Origin of the sequence: Terribacillus halophilus (genome assembly GCF_900162685.1) — a bacterium.
Taxonomy (GTDB): domain Bacteria; phylum Bacillota; class Bacilli; order Bacillales; family Amphibacillaceae; genus Terribacillus; species Terribacillus halophilus_A.
On record NZ_LT727828.1, the window covers coordinates 484,441 to 505,836 of the forward strand.

At 39.9% G+C, this 21,396-nt stretch carries 23 protein-coding genes; 12 read left to right on the forward strand and 11 right to left on the reverse strand.

All coding sequences use genetic code 11. The annotated features are described in order from the left end of the window. Window positions 1-70: 70 nt before the first annotated feature. Complete coding sequence (locus B1K52_RS07150; protein ID WP_256855865.1) at window positions 71-688, forward strand: YitT family protein; 618 nt, start codon at window positions 71-73, stop codon at window positions 686-688. Window positions 689-1,076: 388 nt separating this feature from the next. On the opposite strand, the gene B1K52_RS07155 is transcribed toward B1K52_RS07150, so the two are convergent. Together B1K52_RS07155 and B1K52_RS07160 are read right to left on the reverse strand one after the other, a co-directional pair. Further along, window positions 1,077-2,027, reverse strand: coding sequence for an ABC transporter ATP-binding protein (locus tag B1K52_RS07155; RefSeq protein ID WP_077306756.1), 951 nt, complete (start codon window positions 2,025-2,027; stop codon window positions 1,077-1,079). Further along, a complete protein-coding gene (locus B1K52_RS07160; RefSeq protein WP_077306758.1) occupies window positions 2,027-2,716 on the reverse strand; it encodes an ABC transporter permease in 690 nt (229 codons plus the stop codon). Before B1K52_RS07160 ends, B1K52_RS07155 begins: the two co-directional genes overlap by 1 nt. Window positions 2,717-2,915: 199 nt before the next feature. Between B1K52_RS07160 and B1K52_RS07165 the strand changes: the two genes are divergently transcribed. Both B1K52_RS07165 and B1K52_RS07170 read left to right on the forward strand, forming a co-directional pair. Beyond that, window positions 2,916-3,215, forward strand: coding sequence for a DUF2089 family protein (locus B1K52_RS07165; RefSeq protein WP_077306760.1), 300 nt, complete (start codon window positions 2,916-2,918; stop codon window positions 3,213-3,215). Continuing rightward, window positions 3,216-3,497: a hypothetical protein gene (locus B1K52_RS07170; RefSeq protein ID WP_077306761.1), complete on the forward strand. Its 282-nt coding sequence runs from the start codon at window positions 3,216-3,218 to the stop codon at window positions 3,495-3,497. It abuts the gene before it with no gap. A 247-nt stretch (window positions 3,498-3,744) separates the two neighbouring features. Here the strand turns inward: B1K52_RS07170 and B1K52_RS07175 are convergent, their stop codons facing one another. Then, window positions 3,745-3,891, reverse strand: a complete 147-nt coding sequence (locus B1K52_RS07175) for an aureocin A53 family class IId bacteriocin (protein WP_077306763.1) — start codon at window positions 3,889-3,891, stop codon at window positions 3,745-3,747. A gap of 265 nt (window positions 3,892-4,156) precedes the next feature. Between B1K52_RS07175 and B1K52_RS07180 the strand changes: the two genes are divergently transcribed. From B1K52_RS07180 to aguB, 6 genes are all read left to right on the forward strand, one after another. Beyond that, the gene (locus tag B1K52_RS07180; RefSeq protein WP_077306765.1) at window positions 4,157-4,684 is read left to right on the forward strand and encodes a PH domain-containing protein; all 528 of its coding nucleotides are present in this window, start codon (window positions 4,157-4,159) and stop codon (window positions 4,682-4,684) included. Continuing rightward, the gene (locus tag B1K52_RS07185) at window positions 4,677-6,179 is read left to right on the forward strand and encodes a PH domain-containing protein (RefSeq protein ID WP_077306767.1); all 1,503 of its coding nucleotides are present in this window, start codon (window positions 4,677-4,679) and stop codon (window positions 6,177-6,179) included. Before B1K52_RS07180 ends, B1K52_RS07185 begins: the two co-directional genes overlap by 8 nt. Before the next feature lie 548 nt (window positions 6,180-6,727). Then, window positions 6,728-6,961: a hypothetical protein gene (locus B1K52_RS07190; protein WP_077306769.1), complete on the forward strand. Its 234-nt coding sequence runs from the start codon at window positions 6,728-6,730 to the stop codon at window positions 6,959-6,961. Between the two features lie 611 nt (window positions 6,962-7,572). After that, window positions 7,573-8,037, forward strand: a complete 465-nt coding sequence (locus B1K52_RS07195; RefSeq protein ID WP_077306771.1) for a DUF2785 domain-containing protein — start codon at window positions 7,573-7,575, stop codon at window positions 8,035-8,037. 76 nt (window positions 8,038-8,113) lie between these two features. After that, window positions 8,114-9,154 carry an agmatine deiminase family protein gene (locus tag B1K52_RS07200; RefSeq protein ID WP_077306773.1) on the forward strand — a complete coding sequence of 347 codons (1,041 nt, stop codon included), beginning with the start codon at window positions 8,114-8,116 and terminating at the stop codon, window positions 9,152-9,154. Then, a complete protein-coding gene (gene aguB, locus B1K52_RS07205) occupies window positions 9,151-10,026 on the forward strand; it encodes an N-carbamoylputrescine amidase (RefSeq protein WP_077306775.1) in 876 nt (291 codons plus the stop codon). Before B1K52_RS07200 ends, aguB begins: the two co-directional genes overlap by 4 nt. Before the next feature lie 226 nt (window positions 10,027-10,252). Here the strand turns inward: aguB and B1K52_RS07210 are convergent, their stop codons facing one another. Genes B1K52_RS07210 through B1K52_RS07225 form a run of 4 tightly spaced genes read right to left on the reverse strand, consistent with a single transcriptional unit; the run spans window position 10,253 to window position 13,603 of the window. Next, window positions 10,253-11,152, reverse strand: coding sequence for an ABC transporter substrate-binding protein (locus B1K52_RS07210; RefSeq protein ID WP_077306777.1), 900 nt, complete (start codon window positions 11,150-11,152; stop codon window positions 10,253-10,255). 18 nt (window positions 11,153-11,170) lie between these two features. Further along, complete coding sequence (locus B1K52_RS07215) at window positions 11,171-11,920, reverse strand: ABC transporter permease (RefSeq protein WP_077306779.1); 750 nt, start codon at window positions 11,918-11,920, stop codon at window positions 11,171-11,173. Between the two features lie 14 nt (window positions 11,921-11,934). Next, complete coding sequence (locus B1K52_RS07220) at window positions 11,935-12,906, reverse strand: ABC transporter ATP-binding protein (RefSeq protein WP_077306781.1); 972 nt, start codon at window positions 12,904-12,906, stop codon at window positions 11,935-11,937. A 13-nt stretch (window positions 12,907-12,919) separates the two neighbouring features. Further along, window positions 12,920-13,603, reverse strand: a complete 684-nt coding sequence (locus B1K52_RS07225) for an ABC transporter permease (protein ID WP_306278118.1) — start codon at window positions 13,601-13,603, stop codon at window positions 12,920-12,922. A 412-nt stretch (window positions 13,604-14,015) separates the two neighbouring features. On the opposite strand from B1K52_RS07225, the gene B1K52_RS07230 reads away from it, so the two are divergent. The 3 genes from B1K52_RS07230 (at window position 14,016) to B1K52_RS07240 (ending at window position 16,949) form a co-directional block, all read left to right on the forward strand. Then, entirely contained in the window at window positions 14,016-15,035 is a 1,020-nt protein-coding gene (locus B1K52_RS07230) for a PTS sugar transporter subunit IIC (protein WP_077306783.1), read from the forward strand. Between the two features lie 104 nt (window positions 15,036-15,139). After that, the gene (locus B1K52_RS07235) at window positions 15,140-16,087 is read left to right on the forward strand and encodes a bile acid:sodium symporter family protein (RefSeq protein ID WP_256855866.1); all 948 of its coding nucleotides are present in this window, start codon (window positions 15,140-15,142) and stop codon (window positions 16,085-16,087) included. A 112-nt stretch (window positions 16,088-16,199) separates the two neighbouring features. Next, window positions 16,200-16,949: a ZIP family metal transporter gene (locus B1K52_RS07240; protein WP_077306785.1), complete on the forward strand. Its 750-nt coding sequence runs from the start codon at window positions 16,200-16,202 to the stop codon at window positions 16,947-16,949. Window positions 16,950-17,143: 194 nt separating this feature from the next. On the opposite strand, the gene B1K52_RS07245 is transcribed toward B1K52_RS07240, so the two are convergent. From B1K52_RS07245 to B1K52_RS07260, 4 genes are read right to left on the reverse strand one after another with little or no spacing between them, the layout of a single operon-like run. Beyond that, complete coding sequence (locus B1K52_RS07245) at window positions 17,144-18,472, reverse strand: ABC transporter substrate-binding protein (RefSeq protein WP_077306787.1); 1,329 nt, start codon at window positions 18,470-18,472, stop codon at window positions 17,144-17,146. A 20-nt stretch (window positions 18,473-18,492) separates the two neighbouring features. Then, window positions 18,493-19,305, reverse strand: coding sequence for a carbohydrate ABC transporter permease (locus tag B1K52_RS07250; protein WP_077306790.1), 813 nt, complete (start codon window positions 19,303-19,305; stop codon window positions 18,493-18,495). Next, the gene (locus tag B1K52_RS07255; protein ID WP_077306792.1) at window positions 19,302-20,225 is read right to left on the reverse strand and encodes a carbohydrate ABC transporter permease; all 924 of its coding nucleotides are present in this window, start codon (window positions 20,223-20,225) and stop codon (window positions 19,302-19,304) included. The genes B1K52_RS07250 and B1K52_RS07255 overlap by 4 nt, the downstream gene beginning before the upstream one ends. Continuing rightward, the gene (locus B1K52_RS07260) at window positions 20,222-21,346 is read right to left on the reverse strand and encodes an ABC transporter ATP-binding protein (protein WP_077306794.1); all 1,125 of its coding nucleotides are present in this window, start codon (window positions 21,344-21,346) and stop codon (window positions 20,222-20,224) included. Before B1K52_RS07260 ends, B1K52_RS07255 begins: the two co-directional genes overlap by 4 nt. Window positions 21,347-21,396: the final 50 nt, after the last annotated feature.

Sequence of the window (21,396 nt, forward strand, 5' to 3'; positions counted from 1 at the left end):
GATGTCGGCCATACTTACTGCACCAAAGTTAATTCAACGTGGATTTATAATTAGAGAGGAGCATGTCGTTTTGCTGCAAAAATATCTCAAAATTGTACTTGGCTGTTTCCTGGCCAGCATTGGTCTGTATATGCTGAAGAGCACAGAGCTGGTGACAGGCGGAACAGCAGGACTTTCATTAGGATTTTCTTATTTGCTTTCCCTCCCATTCGGAGTTGTATTCTTCCTTGTTAATATTCCATTTTATATCTTCTCTTTCGTCAGAATGGGATGGCGTTTTACCGTCACTACGATTGCTGCTGTATCCATCCTGAGCCTTTTTACATTTCTCCACCCGCTATATCCAGCCATTGCACTTCCAGGCATCGTTGCCAGCGTTGCTGGAGGATTAATCATTGGTTTCGGTTTGATTCTTTTGTTCGCGAACCAAGCCTCTTTAGGAGGAGCAAACATTCTTGCGTTGTTTTTGCAGAAGCGCTTCAATACGAACCCTGGAACGGTCAACTTTATCTTTGACTTCTGTGTCGTTATGCTAAGTCTTTATTCGGTAGGTCTTGTGAAAGGTATTTATTCGATTGTATCTATAGCAGTGACTTCTTTTGTTATTAGTTATTTCAAAGAGAAGTTCGCCAAACCAACGCCAAAGCCACAACCGAATCCAGCACCAGCAGCCCAAGCGGCCAAGTAGACGAAGGAGAAATCCTTCGTTTTTTGATGGTATAATTTGGCTGGAGAGGAGGCGGAGAATGGAGAGAGATGTTTTGAAACGGTCAATGCCTGGAATCATTTTTGAAACACCCATCTTATTTAGTAAAAAGAGAAATGTACTAAATTTCTTTACAAGATATTACTACTGTAGTAAGAGTATCAAAGGATGGAGAAACAATTAGAAAAATCGAACTTAGAGTTGGTGATTATTACAAATGAACTATAGGAATTGAAAAGGTGTACGTAAACATTTACGTACACCTTTTCATAGTATTTGTATTGTAGCTGCATTGAATCTAGTTCCTGACTAACTCTTTTATGATAAATAAAGGTATTTTGACGGACACACTGGTGTTAAAAATCGTGGATTAAACTGCATCTTGTGAATGTAAAGGAACAGCTTCTTCTTTTCCTGTATTTAAGAATATCTCTTCTAGTGATGGTTCATATACTTGAATTCGATATACATCTATATCCAAGCCAGTGAATAGACGATTCATAGAGGGAATCTTCTTCTCTTCAGATACAACTAAACGTACATTTTCTTCTCCCCATTCTACGTTTGATGCTATGGAGTCGAGTTTATGCTTTAATTGCTCCTTGTGTTGGGAAGGTATGGGACCATGTTTAACAGTAACAATAAGGTTTTTTTGGAACTCTTTCTTTAATGACTCAATACTTCCTTGGAGCTTTATGATACCTTTATCCATTATAGATATCTCATCACATAATTTCTCTACCTCGTCTAAATTATGTGATGTTAAGAATACCGTAGTACCATCACCTGAAATATCTTTAATAAGGGAATGTATAGTTAGAACAGAATTAGCATCAACACCGGATGTTGGTTCATCTAAGAAGATAATATCGGGATTATTCAATAAAGTCTGTGCAATCCCCAGCTTTTTCTTCATACCAAAAGAGAACTTTTTAACCTTTAGGTTAGTGTCGTTTTCTAAACCAACCTTTTGAAGCAGCTTTATAAATTCTTCCTTCTTCATTTTCAACCCCAGAATCTTACTGAAATATTTTAGATGTTCTAATGCAGATAAATCATCATAAAAAGATGAATAATCGGGCATTACTCCAACCTTAGTTTGTACTTTCCTTTTCGACTCTGTGTCTTTTAAGTTCAATTTGAAGGATCCTGAACTAGGAATTGCTAAACCCGTTAACATATTAATCAGTGTTGATTTACCAGCACCATTCTTTCCTAGAAAACCAAATATCGAGCCCTTTTTGACTTTCAGATTAACTTTGTTCACCACTGTTTTTTCACCATACTTTTTTGTAAGGCTATTAGTTTCTATAGCGTACATTATAAATCCCTCTTTCTAATTGTAATTAGGCTTATAGCTAAGAAGATAATAGGGTAAATCAAGACTATGTAGATGTAAAAATCATTGTCGTGACTAAAGAAATAGTATGGAGTAATGTAGCTATATATCTTAAGGAATATATTTTCAGATGCTATACTCCAAAGGCCTACAATAGGTACGATTACCGCAATAGCCATTCCTAGAAAACCAGTTACTCCGGGTTTAGGGATAAGGGTAGATAACAATAGGGACAATCCTACAAAGTAAGATACAAAAACTATTCCTTCCATTAATTCTGATACGTGAAAGGCTTTAGAGAAGGGGGTAATCAATAATAAGGCGATGAATAAGCAAACAATCCAGAAAAACAAATTCCCTAGAAACTTTCCAAATACAATGTTTTCTCTAGAGGTTTTGGTCGCTATAAATCTAATGGTTCTGGATTTAACTTCTTCATTTATCGTACTATGCGTTAGAGTGGATACAAATAAGGGGCTAGCAATGAGAATTAAGATTAATAAGCCTGTTGCATATGCGCTGTCACCCAAGCCAAATTCTTGAAGTTGACTTTGGAATGAACTGACAAGTTTCGCTGCTCCAAGGGTTACACCCAAGATGACACCTATAATAATCAATGAACGGATACTTTTGAACAAGCTTTTAAACTCTCTAAAACAAATAGCGAACATAGTTAGTTTCCTCCTTCAATCACTTTTTTATTTGAACACCAAGTCGATCCTCACAAGGACATGGTACCAAATTATTCAAGTTACTTCCACCATTATTTTAATAAAATTAAACACTCTTTTATTAATATTTAAAAAGTTATTCAAAAAGGGTTTAATTTTATTTAATTAGTGTTATTCTTATGGCTAAGGGGGGAAAGAGATGAACAAGAAGGATATTCCTTCATGGATCTTATCGTTGGATTCCGAAGACCTTGAGTTTATACGTAAGTTCATCCTTAATTCTGGTTCATTAAAGGATATAGCTAAAGCGTATGAAGTATCTTATCCAACTGTGCGTTTAAGGTTGAATCGACTTATACAAAAGATAGAATTAGTGGAAGACAGTGAATCTGAACAGTTAGTTGGTTTTATAAAGAAATTAGCAATAGAAGAGCGTATAACACTTGAAGATGCTCGACAAATTATCGAAAAATACAATAACGAAAAGGAAGGGATATAAATGCCTGAGTTATCCGTATTCTTAATAATCTTTGTTATGTCAGCGATTCAATATTTTATGGCAACTAGAAGCAGCTTTATCTTTGGTTTTATCATACCTATAGTATTTATTGCTGTGATGTCTTGGATGTTTACCTCAAACAGAATTGAAAGTGTCGCTATGTTCGTTGTACTTCTCATCATTGGATTAATCCTATTGATAGAAGAGTGGGTAAGAGGTAGAAAATCTCTTCAAAAACGACGTAAAAAGGAAATGGATATCATGAAAACAAAAGACCTTTAAAGTCATATTAGATGTTTTGAAGAATATACATGGTGGTACAGTTATAGTATAATGTATGCACCCATGCTACAATTTTCATTCTTCTATACAATATATTCTCTAAAGCGAAAGCTATTGAAACAAACCCTATTCTGGTCGTGGGGACCTTAATAAGCTATGTATGGAAGGTAATAAACAGCGCCCACTGTTTATTACAAAAAAAGACAGGGATAGAGGTTACGACTCTATCCCTGTTTTTTTATAAGTATTAGTTAATGATAGAGTCAATTTTATCGCTAATCCACTCGAAAGTTGCACCATTTTTAATCCAGTTCCAAACTGTACCGATGTTTCTAGCTGCCCAGCTATATGCTGCCCCTGATAGTCTTGCGATTAGCGCCCATGCTGCTGCCATAATTTTCATTCTCCTTTTATTTAAGTATTTTGCAAGCTTGCACAATCAATATAAAACAGCAAAATACATTATACAACCACTTTTTCCAGAAAAATCTAAATTCGTACTTTCATAATGGTGCTAAATTCCTCTTTTTGGAAGTTTATTGACTAAATGTAAAAAACGGGTTGTATATCTTCATATTTTCTCTATCATTATTAGGAGAAATATGGTGATATAATTGCAGTATATTCAAATAATCATGACTTATTAAGGGAGATTTCTAATGCATATAACTCTTAAAGAACCTTCCAAGAAAATATCTCCGCTTGCAATTAAGTATTGGAGATTAGTCGACGTTATAGTTTATTCGGTCCTGTTTGGCGCACTGGGAATAATTTACTTTCTAAGCTCTAGATATAACTGGTCAGATTGGTGGGATACTGTCTTTATTTTAGGAGCTGTCTTTTTAGTACTTTCCTTCATAATTGAGTTCTTCTATGTACCAAAATACAAGCAAAAAACATGGAGATATGAAATAACAGAAAATAGCATCCAACTCAAATATGGACGTCTCCTTAAGAAGTCTTATAAAATTATCCCTATGAATAAGGTCTACTATGTAAATACATATCAGCACCCTCTGCTAAAACGATATAATTTATCCACTCTAAAGATTGGTACTATAGCTTACGTACATGAAATTCCAGCGCTACCTGAACAAGAAGCCCAACACATTCGTCAATTGATATCTGACTTATCCGGAATTAGCTTATCCAATTCCACTGGAGAAGAGAGGAATATCGATGGATAGTCTAAAAAATCCAGAAACAGTCTATAAAAGACTCCCTCCGTTATGGATAGGTTTAAAAGCCCTCCGGTCACTCAAAGAAATAATCTTCTTCACAATCTTTTTATCAGTTGTGACAACCACTAGATTTTCACCTTTTTCTTTTGGTTATGTCAAATGGATAATCGCAACCTATGGCATCTATAAAGTTATTTCAATAGTTTTAGAGTGGAAGAATTTTGGCTACTTATTTGATAATGAAGGGCTACATATTAAGAGTGGTCGATTTATCAAGATGAATCGACATATTCCATACCAGCGAATACAAGGAATAAATGAATATACTCCCTTCTTTCATCGCTTGCTAGGACTGACAATTCTTTTATTAGATTTAGGAGCAAATGATAAAAAAAGCTCAGTAAAATTAGACATGTTAACTAAGAATAGTTCTAAAGAGATTAAGCATAGTCTAATAAAGTACGGTTCTATACCAAAGGACAATGTAAATATAGAAGAGAATGAACAAGAAGTAATTCTAAAAGAGCATCCATTAAGGAAAACCATCTATCATATCTCTAATAAAGAGATTGTTATTGGATCAGTTACATCCTTAAAGCTTATTTTGTTCTTCACGTTACTTTATTCAGTTTATGAAAATATAGAGAGGTTTTTTTCCGTCGAACTAGATGTGGAACGAGTAGTAAACTACTTTACAAGTAGTTGGTGGCTTATGTCTTTAGGAGTAGTAACGTTGATTATCCTATCGACAGCGTACGGTGTCCTTAAGACTTACCTTAGATATGGAGGCTTTTCCGTAGCTCTTGATCAACATAGAATTTACATTAGCAAGGGGAGAGTAAATAAGACAGACTTTTCCATTCCAAAAAACAATATACAAGCTGTTAGTATCAAGTATTCTCTATTATATAGACTTACTGGTCTAGTTAAGGTGCGAATTATCAGTACTAATGATAGTGATAATCAAGAAGTCCAGACCTCCAACGTTTTGTTTCCTTTTATTAACGAAAAGAAGGCAAGGTCTCTTATTGGAGGAATGTTGCCTGAATTTCGAGTGCATGACTCTATAACTACAGTTCCCAAAAAGTCGACAATTCCAAAGCTTATGCGAACTTGTTACTTATGGTTAGCTGCAATAGTAGCAATATATCTCTACCTGCCTTCCTTTTGGTACATAGCCTTTGTATTAGTATCCTATACCTTGATTAGTCAAATACGAAGTGGATTATTCAGTGGATACTCTTTTGAGGGAGATAGTATTCAGTTAAAGAAGTGTAGAATATCAAGCAGTGTTATTATCACCTCTAGGTCTAGATTGGAGGAATTAAGATTTTCACAGACATTAATTCAAAGGATATTGGGTTTATCTTCTTTTGCTATGGTATTGCGCTCCAATCCTGCAAAAACCACAAGAATGTTGGACGTTCCTTTTAAAGTATCCATGGAGTTATACACTATGTTTGAAAAGGATGCTGTTAGAAAAGGGGAACTGTCTGCATGAGATGAGATAATCAAAGCAAGTTTCTAAGGTATCAGGGAGTGATCAAGATATCTGTATATAAAGAAGTAGCAGAAGATATTAAGAGGAAGATCATCAGTTGAAAGTATGACCCAGGTCAACAACTACAAAGTATCTTATCTCTAGCAGAACTATACAATGTAAATAAGAACATTGTCCAAAGGCTATTGCTAATCTTAGAGAAGAGGAACTAGTAATCACAGTCCGAGAAAAAGGAAACTTTATAACTGGTAGTATAGAGAAAACAGCATTAGTTATAGAGTGTGAAAAAAGAGGAAGATATGAAGAGTTCATTAGGGCAATGAGAGAACTAGCTTACAATGATAAATCTATACAAGCTGAAATTGAGGTACATCTAAAAAGACTTGGTTAAGTTCATTTTAATTAAGGGTAAATATAAACAGAAGCGTTACTTGTACCCTTTTAAGTATCCTCAAATGCTTCATAAAGTTTTACTATTGATACTATTACATTTGGCAATAATCTAAAGAGGACCAGTATTCAAAAATAAGAAAAAGAGGTATAGTTTGATGTTATGGTTAATCACACAAGGTAAACAGAGCTTAGTAAATGTAAGAGAGGTCACTGTAAAGGGAAAAACAATAGAAGGTATTGTTGACAGTTCGTCTCTTGATCAGTGGAGTAAAACTTTAGGAAAGTATGAATCAAAAGAAAGGGCCATGGAAATCATTATAGATTTGAGTGGAAAACTCGAAGAAGAAAGCAATGGGATTTCTACGCTTTTTCATATGCCAGATAAATAATGTCTTGAAGAAAGAGCATCCAATGGGATGCTCTTTTAAATTGTCACAAATCAAAAATATATTACACCCGTAAAAGTACACTTTTACGGACGAGCTATATCAATTGATTAAGAACTAAGAGAACATTCAAAAACTAGCGAAAATAGTCTAAACGTATACGAACACTTAAGTTATCTTTCATTGTAGGTAAATGTTTACGTAAACGGATTCCTAAAATAGTTTAGAGAGCCTGTTATATTAGTATCTCACCAACTTCACTCCATTTTGTAATTGGACTAAATTGTCTATAGCAACTATGTTGTCCTTTGAATTTACTTAAGGCAAGGACGCATCAAATGTTGGATTTTAGATAGATGTAAGAGAAGACAGGATAAATGTTAATGCAAATAAAAACCATGTTGTTACAGAAATAACAATACGTGTATACAATAAGATAAGGTAACTAATCCCGCTAATAAATCAACTATAATTAATATTACTTCTATTAAATCTATCTGCTAATACTCCCCCATAAAGCCAAATATTAATCCAGGGATTAAATGCAATGAGAAATTAATAGCCATTAGTGCTCTCCATAGTAGGAGATAATATGAAGGAAATGTGCCGCACTATTGCGTTATATCCAGCAAGAGTCCAATGGAGAAGGCTATGATGAGGCGCATGGATGGATCCATACATTAGCTCATGCAGCCGACGCTTTGGATGAACTGATTGTTCTGCCAGAAGTAACAGCGAATCAACGCTTGCAGCTTGTAAAGGAAATCGTTAATAAAATGGCATTTCCCTTTCGTTCTTTAGCTTATGAAGAGGACGAAAGGATGGCTGTAGCTGTTCATTCTTCTCTGCAAGCTGGAGTTGATCCAAAGGAACTTGCTGATATTGTAGAGGAGAAAGCGGAACAAGTGCTTGCGCTATGGCCGGAAAGTACAACAGCTAATCTGCTAACGAGATCAAATTTTAAACAATTTATTAGAAGTCTCTATTTCTGCTTAACAGCTTATCCTTCTTTACAAGCAAGGCTGTATGAATACGAACAGTTATTTTCTGGAATCTATCATAAAAACCAGCCTTCCTGATTGTTGTAGTGGTGCATTTTGTTATATGATATTCCAGAAAGTCCGTTTTAAATCTAATATAAAAGAGTGATGCTAAATGGAACAACAATTCACATATACAATGCCTCCCGAGTGGGAGGAGCATGAGCGCACGCTGATTAGCTGGCCTGTAAAGGAATCTCTCATATATCCAGAGGATTGGGAATCTGTATGTGCCGGGTATGCCGAACTGATTCTAGCGATTGCAGAGTTCGAACCAATCACTGTCTTGGTGAATGGGAAAGATCAAGGTACAGCTGCTTCCTTTGTAGGAAAAAATGATAATGTCAGTTTACTTGAGATTTCTCATAATGATGCGTGGCTGCGCGACAATGGTCCAACGTTTGTCCGTGACGACGCAGGTAACTTAGCAGGTGTAAACTGGCGGTTTAATGCATGGGGAGAGAAATATTTCCCTTGGGACTTAGATAATGCAGTAGCTGCAGCTGTCCTAGAACATTTAGATGTAAAGAGATTGGATGTACCAATTGTGATGGAGGGCGGCTCTATACATGTGGACGGTGAAGGAACACTGATTACGACAGAAGAGTGTCTTCTGAATTCGAACCGTAATCCAGATCTTGCTAAAGAGGAGATTGAGGTGTACTTGCGTCAATACCTTGGTATTGAGAAAGTGATCTGGCTGAAGCGCGGAGTGGCTGGTGATGAAACAGATGGGCATGTTGATAATATTGCCAGCTTCTTGGCACCGGGCAAATTACTACTGCAGGTGACAAATGATCCCGACGATGAAAACTATGAAATTACACAAGAGAATCTGCGAATTCTTGATGAAACAAAGGATGCGAAAGGCCGCCAAATCGAAGTTGTCGCTGTCCAGCAGCCTCCAAAGATTAGCTGGAATGATACACGTTTAACACTTAGTTATATCAACTTTTACTTTGTGAACGGTGGCATCATACTGCCGGTATTCGGTAATACTGCTGCAGGCACAGATGAGCGGGCAATAAGGCTTCTGCAAGCACAGTTCCCGGAACGTCGTATTCGGACAATCGATGGGTTGGCGATCATTAAAGAGGGCGGCAATGTACATTGTACAACCCAGCAGATGCCAGCGGTAAAAGGAGGAAGACAGTGAGAAAAGTAACCGTAGCAGCTACGCAAATGGCTTGCACTGGTGATGTGGAAGAAAACATCGCCAACGCAGAGAAGCTCGTTCGAAGGGCAGCAAACCAAGGTGCACAGGTCATTCTGTTGCAGGAGTTATTTGAAACACCTTATTTCTGTCAAAAAGAAAAGCCTGCATATTACACGTACGCAACTGAGCTGGATCGGAACAAAGCTGTGCAGCATTTCAGGGGAGTTGCCAAAGAGCTTGGCGTTGTTCTGCCGATAAGTTTCTATGAAAAGAAGAATAATGCGAATTATAATACGGTAGCCATGATTGATGCAGATGGCACCGTACTCGGCATATACCGTAAATCGCATATTCCAGATGGACCAGGTTATGAAGAGAAATACTACTTCTCACCTGGTGATACAGGATTTAAAGTGTGGGAAACAGCATATGGGAAGATAGGCGTAGGAATATGCTGGGATCAATGGTTCCCTGAAGCAGCCCGCAGTATGGCACTTCAAGGTGCTGAGATATTGCTGTATCCGACTGCAATTGGATCGGAACCAGAGGACCCTAGCATCGATTCCAAAGATCATTGGCAAATGTGTATGCGAGGACATGCGGCTGCTAATCTGATGCCTGTGTTAGCATCCAATCGAATTGGTGTGGAAGTGGATGACGAATCGTCTATTACCTTTTATGGTTCTTCTTTCATTGCAGGTCCGCAGGGGAACTTGCTGACAGAAGCAGGCCGTATGGATGAAGAAATTTTGACAGCTACATTTGATTTGGACGAGCTGGCGATGCAGCGTACCGAATGGGGATTATTCCGCGATCGTCGTCCATCCATGTACCGTAATATATTAAGCTCTGACGGTTCAACAATTGTATAAAATGACAAATAGCTGCCCAGCTTTGCTTGGCAGCTATTTTAATGTCTTGGTGCTAAAAAGCATAATGGCAACTTCAGCTATGCATAAAGAGGCTCCGATCGACTCGTGTAATTCAGGCATCTTTATCTTTCTATGAAGCATACGGTTTCTTCTTCGTATGAAATACAAACTTATGATCTCGTTCGTAAGCTAAACGAAAAAACGACCCTAAGAAGGGTCGTTTTAATCAGTCTTTGAGCAGGTTATTCTCCTCAAGAAAATCTTTTGCTACGCGTTCTACACTTTTTTGTTCGATATCTACCTGATAATTGAGTTCCTGCAGCGTGTCTTTCGTTAGTGCCTTCTGCAGTGGTGCCAGTAATTCCGGTAACTCAGGATATTTATCTAATGTTTCTTGGTTGATAGAGGCAGCTAAGTTATAAGACGGGAAGAAATTCCGATCATCTTCGAGAATTCGCAAGTCGAGTTCTTTAATCTGAGGATCAAAAGCAAACCCTTGCGTCACTTCAATTTCTCCATTATCTATAGCAGTATAGAAGAGTCCGAATTCCATTTCGCTAATATTAGAGTCAGGTACGTTAAAATCATAGTATTCTTCTAAACCAGGCATTCCATCATCGCGGTTTGCAAATTCTGTTTCCATACCGAAACGAAGCTCATTTGGGTTCTCGTTTTCATATGCTGCTAAATCACTTAACGTTTCAATGCCAAGTTCAGCAGCCTGTTCTTCTTTCATCGCAAGGACATACGTATTATTGGCTTCCAATAGGTTTGTCCATGCTACACCATTCTTTTTATCTTCTCTTTGAAGTGTCTCCATTGCTTTATCTTTATCAACAATAGGTTCTTCTCCTAGATAAGTCACCAAAGCAGTTCCAACGTATTCCCACGTCATATCTACTTGCTGTGTTTCGATTGCTTGGCGAATTGCTGATGAACCTAAGTTCTGAATCTCTTCTACATTGTACCCATTATCTTCTAAGATAAAGGTTGTCATCTTGGCAAAAACCAGCTGTTCAGTAAAGGTTTTGGCTCCAACAGTTATATTCTTTCCGCCAGGGCCGCACGAACTAAGAACAAGCAGCATTGCTGTTAGTAATGCAAATAGGGATAATCGTCTTTTCATGTTATTGGTATCCTTTCATTACGAGTTTTGTGCTTTTCTGGCTAATCGGAGTCCTTTAGGTACCAAGGCAAACTGCAGCCATTTGAACAAGTAGTCGATTAGGATGGCTAACAGAGTAACAGGGACAGCTCCGGACATCAGGAAGGCATTATCAAATAGACGGATACCAGTGAAAATCCATACTCCTAAACCGCCTGCACCAACAAGGTAAGCAAGTGCAGCAGTACCAATATTGATAACTAGTGCTGTTCTTACTCCTGCTATAATCGAAGTGAGTGCATTCGGTAATTCTATTTTCCAAAGGATTTGAGAATTCGTCAGTCCCATTCCTTTGGCAGCATCAATCATGTCATCGTCAACAGAATCGATACCGGCAATCGTATTTTGGATGATCGGCAGCAAAGAGTAGACGAAAAGAGCAACAATTGCCGCGCTGATTCCAATCCCCAGAAATCCCATAGCAAGTGCAAGTACAGCTAAACTTGGGACAGTTTGACCAAGGTTTGCTATACCGATAATCAGCCATTCTGACTTACGGAACTTGGGGCGTGTAACGAAAATACCAAGTGGTACAGCGAGCAAGACAGCGGCTGCACCGGAAAGTAAGACAATCGTGACATGTTCACCTAGCAATCGAAAGAACGTGTCCGGCTGTTCAACGATGGTACTGAACATATCGTTTGTAAAGGCCCATACAAAGAAGGCAACGAGAAGTCCCCAAAAGACGAGCTTAATGATTAGGGCGATGATTTTATTTGTCCGTTCCATATCTCCAGCCCCCCTCAAACGCTCTCCTTGATCTCACGATGAAGGAACTGCTCGATCAAGTCTAAAGTGATGCTGCCTTTATTCGTACCGTTGTTATTTTCTACGATTAACTGATCCGCTTCTTGGTTTAACAGCTTAGAGATAGCTACGCGCAAGGAAAGGTTCTCGTTAATGTTTTGAGCTTCGAGAGATTCAGAGACAGGCTTTAATGTGAGCGCAGTTGCTAAATCTTTCACAGTGTAGAGACTCATACTTTTCAGGACGCGATCTTGCCCAACAAATTCAGCTACAAAGCTGTTTGCGGGCTTGTTTAACATCTTAGCTGGCTCAGCGAATTGCATCATTTGTCCGCCTTTAAGAAGAGCGATTTTATCTGCCATTTTTACTGCTTCATCTATATCGTGGCTGACGAAAAGGATCGTCTTCTTAAGTTCTTTCTGAATTTGCAGGAATTCCTCTTGAAGATGTGTACGGATAATTGGATCCAACGCACCAAACGGCTCATCCATTAGCATTACAGGCGGATCAGCAGCCAAAGCACGGGCAACACCGACACGCTGCTGCTGACCTCCGGAAAGCTCATGCGGGAATCGTTTACGGTATTGATCAGGATTTAAGCCGACTAATTCCATCAGTGTGTTAAAGCGATCGCGCATTTTCTTTCGGTCCCAGCCAAGCAAGTTCGGGACAATCATTGCATTATCCTCAATATTCATATTTGGGAAGAGACCATTTGATTGAATAACATAGCCGATATTTCGGCGCATTTCAATTTTATTAGATTGTTTAACACTTTTCCCATTTAGCATAATATCGCCATCTGTAATACTTTCCAGTTGGTTTACCATGCGCAGCAAGGTTGTTTTTCCGCAGCCGGATGGACCGAGCATAATTACTAATTCGCCATCCTCAACATTAAAGTTCATATTTTCAATGGCTTTTACATTGCCATTATATACTTTGGTTACATCATTAAAATGAATCATATTGTCACCCTTGTCATTTTTTTACACCTTTTGGTGTGAATAGATTTTCGATTAGGCGTAAGAACAAATCGGCAATTAATGCTAAAACAGCCACAGAAAGAGCACCTGCGAGTATCATCGTCGTATTGTTGCGAAGAATACCTTGATAGATAATCCCGCCCAGTCCGCCTGCTCCAATTAAGGTAGCAATGGCGCCTACACCGATATTAAGTACAGTCGCTGTGCGTACACCGGCCATAATTAATGGTATTGCATTTGGAAGTTCTACTTTATATAGTCGTTGGAATGTAGTCAGACCAATTCCATTTGCAGCATCCCGTATGTCAGGATCGACGTTACTGATAGCTGTGTACGTATTCCGAATAATCGGCAGCTGTGAATAGAGTACAAGTGCGATTATTGCAGGTAACGTACCAATTCCTTCATTTATAAGAGAAAGAATAGGAATCATGATTCCAAATAGAGCAAGACTTGGGATAGTCATCATGATCGAAGCAATTTGGAGAATAGTTGAGGCAGCGTATTTATTAACGGAGCAATAAATACCTAATGGGACACCAATTACGATAGCGATAATAATAGCTGAACCGACAAGCTTGATGTGATCCCAGGTATATCCGAGTACAAACGTAAAATTACTGGTGAAATAGTCAATTAAATCCGAAATGGGTGGGCACCTCCTGAATTTTTCCTGCAAAGGTCCTAGATAGACTTCTACTTTTTTTGTTATACCCAAATAAGGCAATATTTTAACATGAAATAATAACCATATCAAATGTCAGGATGATTTACTATGCTGAGTATGTTGGAGTATATAGAAGCATTGGTATCCTTAGACAGAGCTCAATACCTGATATAGAGGGATATCCGACTCGACAAGCTAGTGCAGATAAGCTTCTGAAAGAGAAAGTAAACTGAAAAATTCACATAATTGCAAAAAAATATTTACTTTAATCTAAAAATGATGGTAGTATATCTAAATACTATTATGCACTTATTAAATATTTACTATCCGATATGGAGTCACGCCCATTACAGGAAGAAGAGAGATAGAGAAAGCTTAATAGTCAGAATTAAATAACTATTGAAGTGGAGAGGGAGCGAGAATAATGAAGGAATACGTAATCGAGCGAATGTACAAAGCATCACAAGGAATGGCTAATGCAGTCCTCGTGACCCTCGGTATTGGTTTGTTAATGGAAACCTTTGGTGAATTTTTAAATTGGCCTACGTTAGTTGCGGTTGGTACTGTGGCAAAGGCATTATTAGCCCCGGCTTTAGGGGCAGGAATTGCTGTCCAGCTAGGCGGGAATACGTTAGTTATTTTTAGTGCCATGATTAGTGCGACAGTCGGCGGAGCAGCCATGACAGTGGGAGACGATGGATTGTTAACCTCTATGGTATCAGGTCAGCCGATTAGTGCAGTATTGGCGGCCTTGGTTGCAACGTTTGTAGGGAAACGAGTGGCAGGAAAGACGCCGCTCGATATGATGGCAATACCATTTGCCGCTGTATTTGTAGGCGGAATAGCCGGAGCAGGTCTTGCTGCAGTTACGACACCATTACTAACTTGGATCAGCGCGCAGATTGCTAATTCCGTTACAGGTTCGCCGCTGCTTGCATCGATTGTAATTTCATTAGTATTTAGTGTTTTATTGATGACACCAGCATCTTCGGCGGCACTGGCGATTGCTTTACAGCTGGATCCAGTATCCAGCGCAGCAGCTTTAATTGGCTGCACAGCTCAGTTTGTTGGCTTCACATTTATGAGTATTCGTCAAAATGATATGGGTGGTTTTCTGGCACAGTTTGTTGTGACGCCAAAAGTCCAATTCCCTAACTTAATCAAGAATCCGGCACTTGTGATTCCGCCATTTGTAGCAGCAGTTGTGTGTGCGCCGATTGCAACAGTGCTGTTTAACTTTACTACAAGCTACGAGCTTGCAGGCTTAGGGTTAAATTCATTCATTGCACCACTTAACATTCTTGCAAGCCAAGGAGTGAATGCATTCATCATTTATGTGGCAATCGGTGTAGTGCTTCCTTTAATCATTTCACTAGGCCTTTATCATGTCATTAAATCAATCGGCTGGGCAAAAGTCGGCGATTTGCGAATGGAAATTCAGTAAACGAGAGACGCTGCGATATGTGCAGCGTTTTTTTATTCATATCTATATAAAATTTATTGATATACTGAAAGGAGAAACAAAAAAGAAAGGGACGGATACCTTTCATGAAACAGCTTAATCAGGTACTTACGAAATACATGCCATTTTTGACTCCGACTAGTGTGCTGTTAGGCTTTTTGCTAGCAGACATCCTGCACCATGGGGAAGCGCTAGTACCTTGGATTTTTGCTTGTATGACATTTGCAGGAAGTTTGTCAGCAAGTTTTAAGAGCTTGCTGCACGCTGTTAGAAATCCGGGTCCTATGCTGCTTTCATTAGCCATTCTGCACGTGGTGATGCCTTTAATCGCACTAGGCTTAGGTCATTTGTTCTTTCCGGGAGATCTTTTCACGATAACGGGACTTGTTCTGCTGACTGCTATACCAACTGGTATTACTGCCTTTGTTTGGGTTGCCATGCAGGAGGGAGATATCGGGCTTACTTTATCGACCATTCTGGTAGGTACGCTGCTGTCACCCATTTTAGTTCCCTTCATTCTGCATCTGCTAGTAGGCGGAGAAGTTCAGATGGAAGTACTTCCGATGATGGAAGGGTTGTTATGGATGATTGTCGTTCCATCACTGGCTGGGATGTTTGTTCACCAACTCTGCAGTAAGGATTTTACCGGTAAACTAAGCGCCAATTTGGCTCCATTTTCTAAACTAGGTCTAATCTGTGTTGTTTCCATTAATAGCTCTTTAGTAGCTCCGCATTTGAAGGACTTTGACGTATCTATTCTTGTTAAAGTCGTCCTTGTATTTTGCTTATCTTTTTCCGGTTATCTCCTAAGCTGGCTGCTTGGAAAACTATTCCGCTACGAAAGAAAAGAAATCGTCAGCATAACTTTCATCGGAGGGATGCGGAACATCAGTGCTGGAGTCGTGCTTGCAGTCAGTTTCTTTCCTGCTCCCGTCGCTATACCTGTTGTCATCGGGATGCTCTTTCAGCAAGTTCTTGCTGCTGTGTTCTCCAATCTGCTAAAGAGAATAGAAGTGAGGAAAGCTGCTGCATGAAAAGGACAGGAGACCGTCATTGGACGGTCTTTTTTTATGTGAAAGCTTCACCTAGGTTTAATTTCTATTTATTATGGCAATGGCTCTACATGATAGAGAAAGGAAGATGTATATGTGGGAAGCGATATTGTGGGGGGCAGTGGCTGGTTCGGCTAGTTTGATTGGCGCTGCATTACTTATGCTAGTACCGGTCAAGAAACGGATTATTGGTCTCATTATGGCATTAGGGACAGGTGCCTTAATCGGCTCAACATCTTTTGAATTATTAGAAGAAGCATATGAGATTAGCGGTGGTATACAAGAAGTGGCAATGGGATTCCTTGGAGGAGCAATAGTCTTTACTGTTTTGAATGCTGTTATTTCTCGTAATGGCGGTAAACATCGTAAAAGAACCGACCTCCATGAGATACATAAAAATCAGAAGGAAGGTTCAAGTTCAGGATTGGCTATCTTTGCCGGAACAGTCATGGATGCTATACCAGAATCTGCAATGATTGGCTTAAGCCTAGCAACCGGGGGAGGTGCCAGTACAGCTTTAATTGTTTCTATATTTATTAGTAACTTCCCAGAAGGGCTGTCTAGTACAGCTGGCCTTCAAAGCAGTGGCTATTCCCGGAAAAAAATCCTCTTCATGTGGGTTGCAGTTTTGCTTATCTCCGCTCTAAGCGCTTTGGCAGGAGCAGTACTATTGCAGGATACGAGTGCTAGTACGAAGGCTATTCTAAATTCGTTTGCCGGAGGAGCGATAATTGCGATGGTCGCCTCCACAATGGCCCCAGAAGCATATGAAGAGGGCGGGCCTATTGTAGGCATCGTGACAGCACTTGGCATGTTCATCGCTTTCACTTTAGCGCATGTTTGAATCGAGGAAGAGCAGGGGATATACAACTAAAAGAGTGGAGGCGATTCAATATGAAAAACCTTATTCGAAAAGCGATTAAATACGGTCCTGTAGTCTATCCTATTGTAAAAAAATTTATGAATAAACGAAAACAGAAACAATCCGGCAAGGCGAGCTATTAAAAAACGTGAGAGCGATTGCTCTCACGTTTTTCGTTATCTGCTACGGCTGCCTTTTTCAAGTACAGTGTCGACTTCTGCAGCTGCTTTATCCAACGCTTCTTTTGGATCGGCACCTTGGTAAAGGCTTTCCATACCAGTTACGATTTGCTGTCGTGCTTCTGGGAAGATGGAGATGAGCGCACCTTGCGTAGCTGGGCTGGATACTGTGTCATGAAGCTGGTCAACAGTTACTTTCAATTGCGGGTATTTCTCCCATTCTTGCTTTACAATATCTTCTTCATAAGCAGCAGGGTTGATAGCGAAGTATCCAGACTCAACATGCCATTTTGCTTGTACTTCAGGTGTAGAAAGATACTTCATGAAATCCCAAGAAGCCTGCTCTTGCTTTTCGTTGATATCTTTCGCCATCCAAAGCGATGCTCCTCCGATGACAACACCTTGCGGGTCCACACCATCTGGATGCGGCAGATAAGCAACGCCAACTTCAAAATCAGCGTTATCCACAAGTCCTTTTACACCCGCAGATGAATCGAGCATCATTGTAATCGTTTTGGACTGGAAGGCCGCTCGCATATCATCCCAAGTCTGACCAACGTTGTAGAAAGTGCCGGCTTCATGCATGTCACTGATCAACTCAAACACTCTTTGACCTTTTTCATCGTTGAACGCAGCTTTGGTTGCTTCCCCGTCACGTCCATTTTCATTATCTACGTACATGCCGCCTTGTGTAGCAAGCAATTCTTCGAAGAACCAGCCATAGTTCAGAATAGACAAACCATATTGTGAGGTTTGATCGCCTTCTTTAATCGTCAGCTTCTCTGCCGCATCTTTCAGCTCACTGTAAGTACGAGGCGCATTCTCTGGATCCAATCCTGCTTTTTCAAATGCATCTTTATTATAAACAAGCACCGGAGTAGAGGAGTTGAACGGCATGGAGTACTGCTCGCTGTCTACTTGATAATAGGAAGAAATATTCTCTTCCCATTGAGACGTATCGTAATTTTCTTCATCAATAAACTTCTGTACAGGCTGTACATTTCCGCTGTCAATCATCTGCTTTGTACCAGCTTCAAAAATCTGCGTTACTGCCGGCGCATCTTCTGTACCAGCGACAGTTTTTAATTTTGTCAGTGATTCTTCATACGAACCTTGGTAAACCGGTTTAACTGTATATTTATCCTGTGAGTTATTGTAATTATCCACAATATCGTTGACACTTGCTTCTAGTTCTCCACCCATGGCATGCCAGAAGATGATTTCCGTTTTGCCATCCTCTGTTGTCCCGCTTGCAGATTCTGTGCCCGAACAAGCTGTTAGAAAAAGTACAAATAAAACAGATAGACCAACTAGTAGTTTTTTCATGATCCAACCTCTTTCGTTTTTTATTTGAGTGCACCTTGCGTAAGTCCTTTTTGCAATTTTTTCTGCCCGGCGAATAATAGTATCAAAGTAGGCAGTATGACAATAACAACACCAGCCATTACGACGCCCCAATCAGATGCAATCTCCTGTGTTTGCAGTTGTTTAAGCCCAATTTGGACTGTTCGCGCTGATTCTGTGTTGGTGACGAGGAGCGGCCACAAATACATGTTCCAGTTTGTCAAAAAACTATAAATACCCAAAGTGACTAAGCTTGACCTGCTTATTGGCAGGATAACGGTCCAAAAGAAACGGAACCTGGAAATACCAGCGACTTGAGAAGCTTCATAAAGCTCCTTAGGTATTGTTTTAAAGTGCTGGCGCAGCAGGAATGTACCAAATGCCAGTGCAAAGAATGGAATGGTTAAGCCGACATAGTTATTTGTCCATCCGAGACTTTGGATTGTCATGAAGTTCGGAACCATTGTTGCTTCCCAAGGGATCATCATCGTCGAGATGAACAGGAAAAATACAAAATCCCTGCCCTTGAATTTCATAAAAACGAAAGCAAACGCTGCTAAACTGCTGACGAGCAGCTGGCCGATCATAACGATTGCTGAAGTAGCAAAACTGTTAATCAAATAAGTGAGCAGCGGAACCTTCTCAAATACCTCCACATAGTTCGTTAATGAAAAGCCGCTAGGCAGCAGCTGCCCATCCAATACTTCCTTGCCATCCATGAAAGAGATACTGACAGCATAGAAAATTGGAAACATCATAATAGCAGTGCAAATAATCAGTACAGCATACAGGCTGATGCGTTTTGTGCTGGTCATCGATAGTGCACCTTCTTTTCGCCTAACTTGAACTGAAGCACTGTTAGCACTAGAACACAGAAGAACAGGATAACAGCCTGTGCGCTCGCAGATCCGACATCATTATTGATGAAGGCATCCTTATAGATGGAATAGACAATCACGTTCGTTGATTCCACAGGTCCGCCTTTCGTTAGGATGTCAATTTGACCGAACGTCTGAAAAGCATTAATGAATGAAACGGTTATAATAAAGAATAGAGTTGGTGACAACATGGGCAGCGTTATGCGGCGCAGCTGATAAAAATAACTAACTCCTGCGACTCTTGCATTCTCATAAAGATGAGGATCAATATTTTGCAGACCGCCCAATAGGATTAGATAGGCGAAGCCAGTGCTCATCCAAATGGTGGAAAGAGAGACTGCCAGTAAAGCGTAATCTGGGTTTTGCAGCCATTGGATAACTGGTAAGCCAAGCCACTCAGCAATCTTACTGAACACCCCGATAGAAGGATTGTACATGAACATCCAAATAACACTGGATGCTGCAACACTCATTCCCATTGTCGAAGAAAAGAAAGTCCGGAAAATTCCGATTCCCATAATCTTCTCGCTGGTCAGCAACGCTAAGAAAAGGGCCAATATGATGGTTGCTGGAACTGTGAATAATACAAACAGTACGGTAGCTTTGATGCTGCTTTGAAAACTATCAGAACGAAGAATATAGTGATAATTTTCGAGACCGGCAAATTCAAATGGACCAATCTGATCTGCTAGAAAAAAGCTTAAATATATGGTACGAAACATCGGATAAAAAACGAAAACGCTGAACAATATGATGGAAGGCAGCAAATAGAGCCAGCCTTCAAGAAATGCAAATCGACTCTTACGTGGCTGCTGTTCCTCTGTTTGAACAGGCTGCAGTTCACGAGCGGCATTCATCTGAGCACCTCTCTGGCTGTCTGATTCGACTGATCTTCATTAGATGTCCAAAGCAATCGTCCATTGTCTTTGGAAAAGAGATGGATTGAGTCCATATCAAAACGAATCGGAATCTGATCTCCAACTGAAAATTGCCATTGCCCGTTCCATCTGGCAATCCATTGTTTCTTCGGGTCGTTCATTATAAATGTGATCAGCGTCTCTGTACCGAGAATCTCCGTATTGACAACTTCTACAACTGCATTCGCTTGCTCTGGTGCAGAGAAAAGAATATGCTCAGGCCGAATGCCGAACAATACTTGCTTGCTGGCTTCTTTAACACTGCTTTTCATTGGATTAGGCAGTGCGCACTGCTGTGATAGATGGATGCTGGCTGGATTTATACCCGCATCCATTACATTCATGGCAGGAGATCCAATAAAGGTTGCTGTAAAAGCATTGGCAGGGTGATTATAAATATCAAGCGGTTTGCCGATTTGCATGGCCTGCCCCTCATGGAGAATCATCATGCGATCTGCCATCGTCATTGCTTCTGTTTGATCGTGTGTAACGTAAATCATTGTGATTCCTAACTTACGCTGGATTTGTCTTATTTCCGAACGCATTCGAGCGCGAAGCTTGGCATCCAGATTAGACAGCGGTTCGTCCATCAGGCAAAGAGGAGATTGCGTCACAATCGCTCTTGCCAAGGCGACACGCTGTCTCTGACCGCCTGACAGCTCGCGGGGCTTTCGTTCTAAATAGTCAGCCAATCCGAGCATTTCGGCTGCATCTGCGCATCGACGTTGTTGTTCTTCCCGCGATATTTTCTTTGTATGTAAGCCGAACATAATGTTCTGTTCTACATTCAGATGTGGGTAAAGTGCATAATTTTGAAAGACCATGGAAAGATTTCGTTTATTTGGAGGCGTATGATTCATTCGTATTCCATTGACGAATAAGCTGCCATCTGTGATTGGTTCCAGTCCAGCTATCATACGGAGAATGGTGCTCTTTCCGCAGCCAGAAGGTCCAACCAATACGAAAAATTCACCTTGCTCCAGTTTTAGATCGACTTGCTCAATGACGTTTTTCTTCCCATCATAGGATTTCTTTAATCCAGCCAGCTCTACATGTACCATAATCTGCTCCTTCCTGAAGTCATTATTTAGAACAATTACACTATAACTGG

What these genes read in the sequence shown, in the direction of transcription:
- B1K52_RS07155 (WP_077306756.1), bottom strand. Translation starts at nt 2,027, where the DNA reads ATGTACGCTATAGAAACTAATAGCCTTACAAAAAAGTATGGTGAAAAA.
- B1K52_RS07160 (WP_077306758.1), bottom strand. Translation starts at nt 2,716, where the DNA reads ATGTTCGCTATTTGTTTTAGAGAGTTTAAAAGCTTGTTCAAAAGTATC.
- B1K52_RS07165 (WP_077306760.1), top strand. Translation starts at nt 2,916, where the DNA reads ATGAACAAGAAGGATATTCCTTCATGGATCTTATCGTTGGATTCCGAA.
- B1K52_RS07170 (WP_077306761.1), top strand. Translation starts at nt 3,216, where the DNA reads ATGCCTGAGTTATCCGTATTCTTAATAATCTTTGTTATGTCAGCGATT.
- B1K52_RS07175 (WP_077306763.1), bottom strand. Translation starts at nt 3,891, where the DNA reads ATGGCAGCAGCATGGGCGCTAATCGCAAGACTATCAGGGGCAGCATAT.
- B1K52_RS07180 (WP_077306765.1), top strand. Translation starts at nt 4,157, where the DNA reads ATGCATATAACTCTTAAAGAACCTTCCAAGAAAATATCTCCGCTTGCA.
- B1K52_RS07185 (WP_077306767.1), top strand. Translation starts at nt 4,677, where the DNA reads ATGGATAGTCTAAAAAATCCAGAAACAGTCTATAAAAGACTCCCTCCG.
- B1K52_RS07190 (WP_077306769.1), top strand. Translation starts at nt 6,728, where the DNA reads ATGTTATGGTTAATCACACAAGGTAAACAGAGCTTAGTAAATGTAAGA.
- B1K52_RS07200 (WP_077306773.1), top strand. Translation starts at nt 8,114, where the DNA reads ATGGAACAACAATTCACATATACAATGCCTCCCGAGTGGGAGGAGCAT.
- B1K52_RS07210 (WP_077306777.1), bottom strand. Translation starts at nt 11,152, where the DNA reads ATGAAAAGACGATTATCCCTATTTGCATTACTAACAGCAATGCTGCTT.
- B1K52_RS07215 (WP_077306779.1), bottom strand. Translation starts at nt 11,920, where the DNA reads ATGGAACGGACAAATAAAATCATCGCCCTAATCATTAAGCTCGTCTTT.
- B1K52_RS07220 (WP_077306781.1), bottom strand. Translation starts at nt 12,906, where the DNA reads ATGATTCATTTTAATGATGTAACCAAAGTATATAATGGCAATGTAAAA.
- B1K52_RS07230 (WP_077306783.1), top strand. Translation starts at nt 14,016, where the DNA reads ATGAAGGAATACGTAATCGAGCGAATGTACAAAGCATCACAAGGAATG.
- B1K52_RS07235 (WP_256855866.1), top strand. Translation starts at nt 15,140, where the DNA reads ATGAAACAGCTTAATCAGGTACTTACGAAATACATGCCATTTTTGACT.
- B1K52_RS07240 (WP_077306785.1), top strand. Translation starts at nt 16,200, where the DNA reads ATGTGGGAAGCGATATTGTGGGGGGCAGTGGCTGGTTCGGCTAGTTTG.
- B1K52_RS07245 (WP_077306787.1), bottom strand. Translation starts at nt 18,472, where the DNA reads ATGAAAAAACTACTAGTTGGTCTATCTGTTTTATTTGTACTTTTTCTA.
- B1K52_RS07250 (WP_077306790.1), bottom strand. Translation starts at nt 19,305, where the DNA reads ATGACCAGCACAAAACGCATCAGCCTGTATGCTGTACTGATTATTTGC.
- B1K52_RS07255 (WP_077306792.1), bottom strand. Translation starts at nt 20,225, where the DNA reads ATGAATGCCGCTCGTGAACTGCAGCCTGTTCAAACAGAGGAACAGCAG.
- B1K52_RS07260 (WP_077306794.1), bottom strand. Translation starts at nt 21,346, where the DNA reads ATGGTACATGTAGAGCTGGCTGGATTAAAGAAATCCTATGATGGGAAG.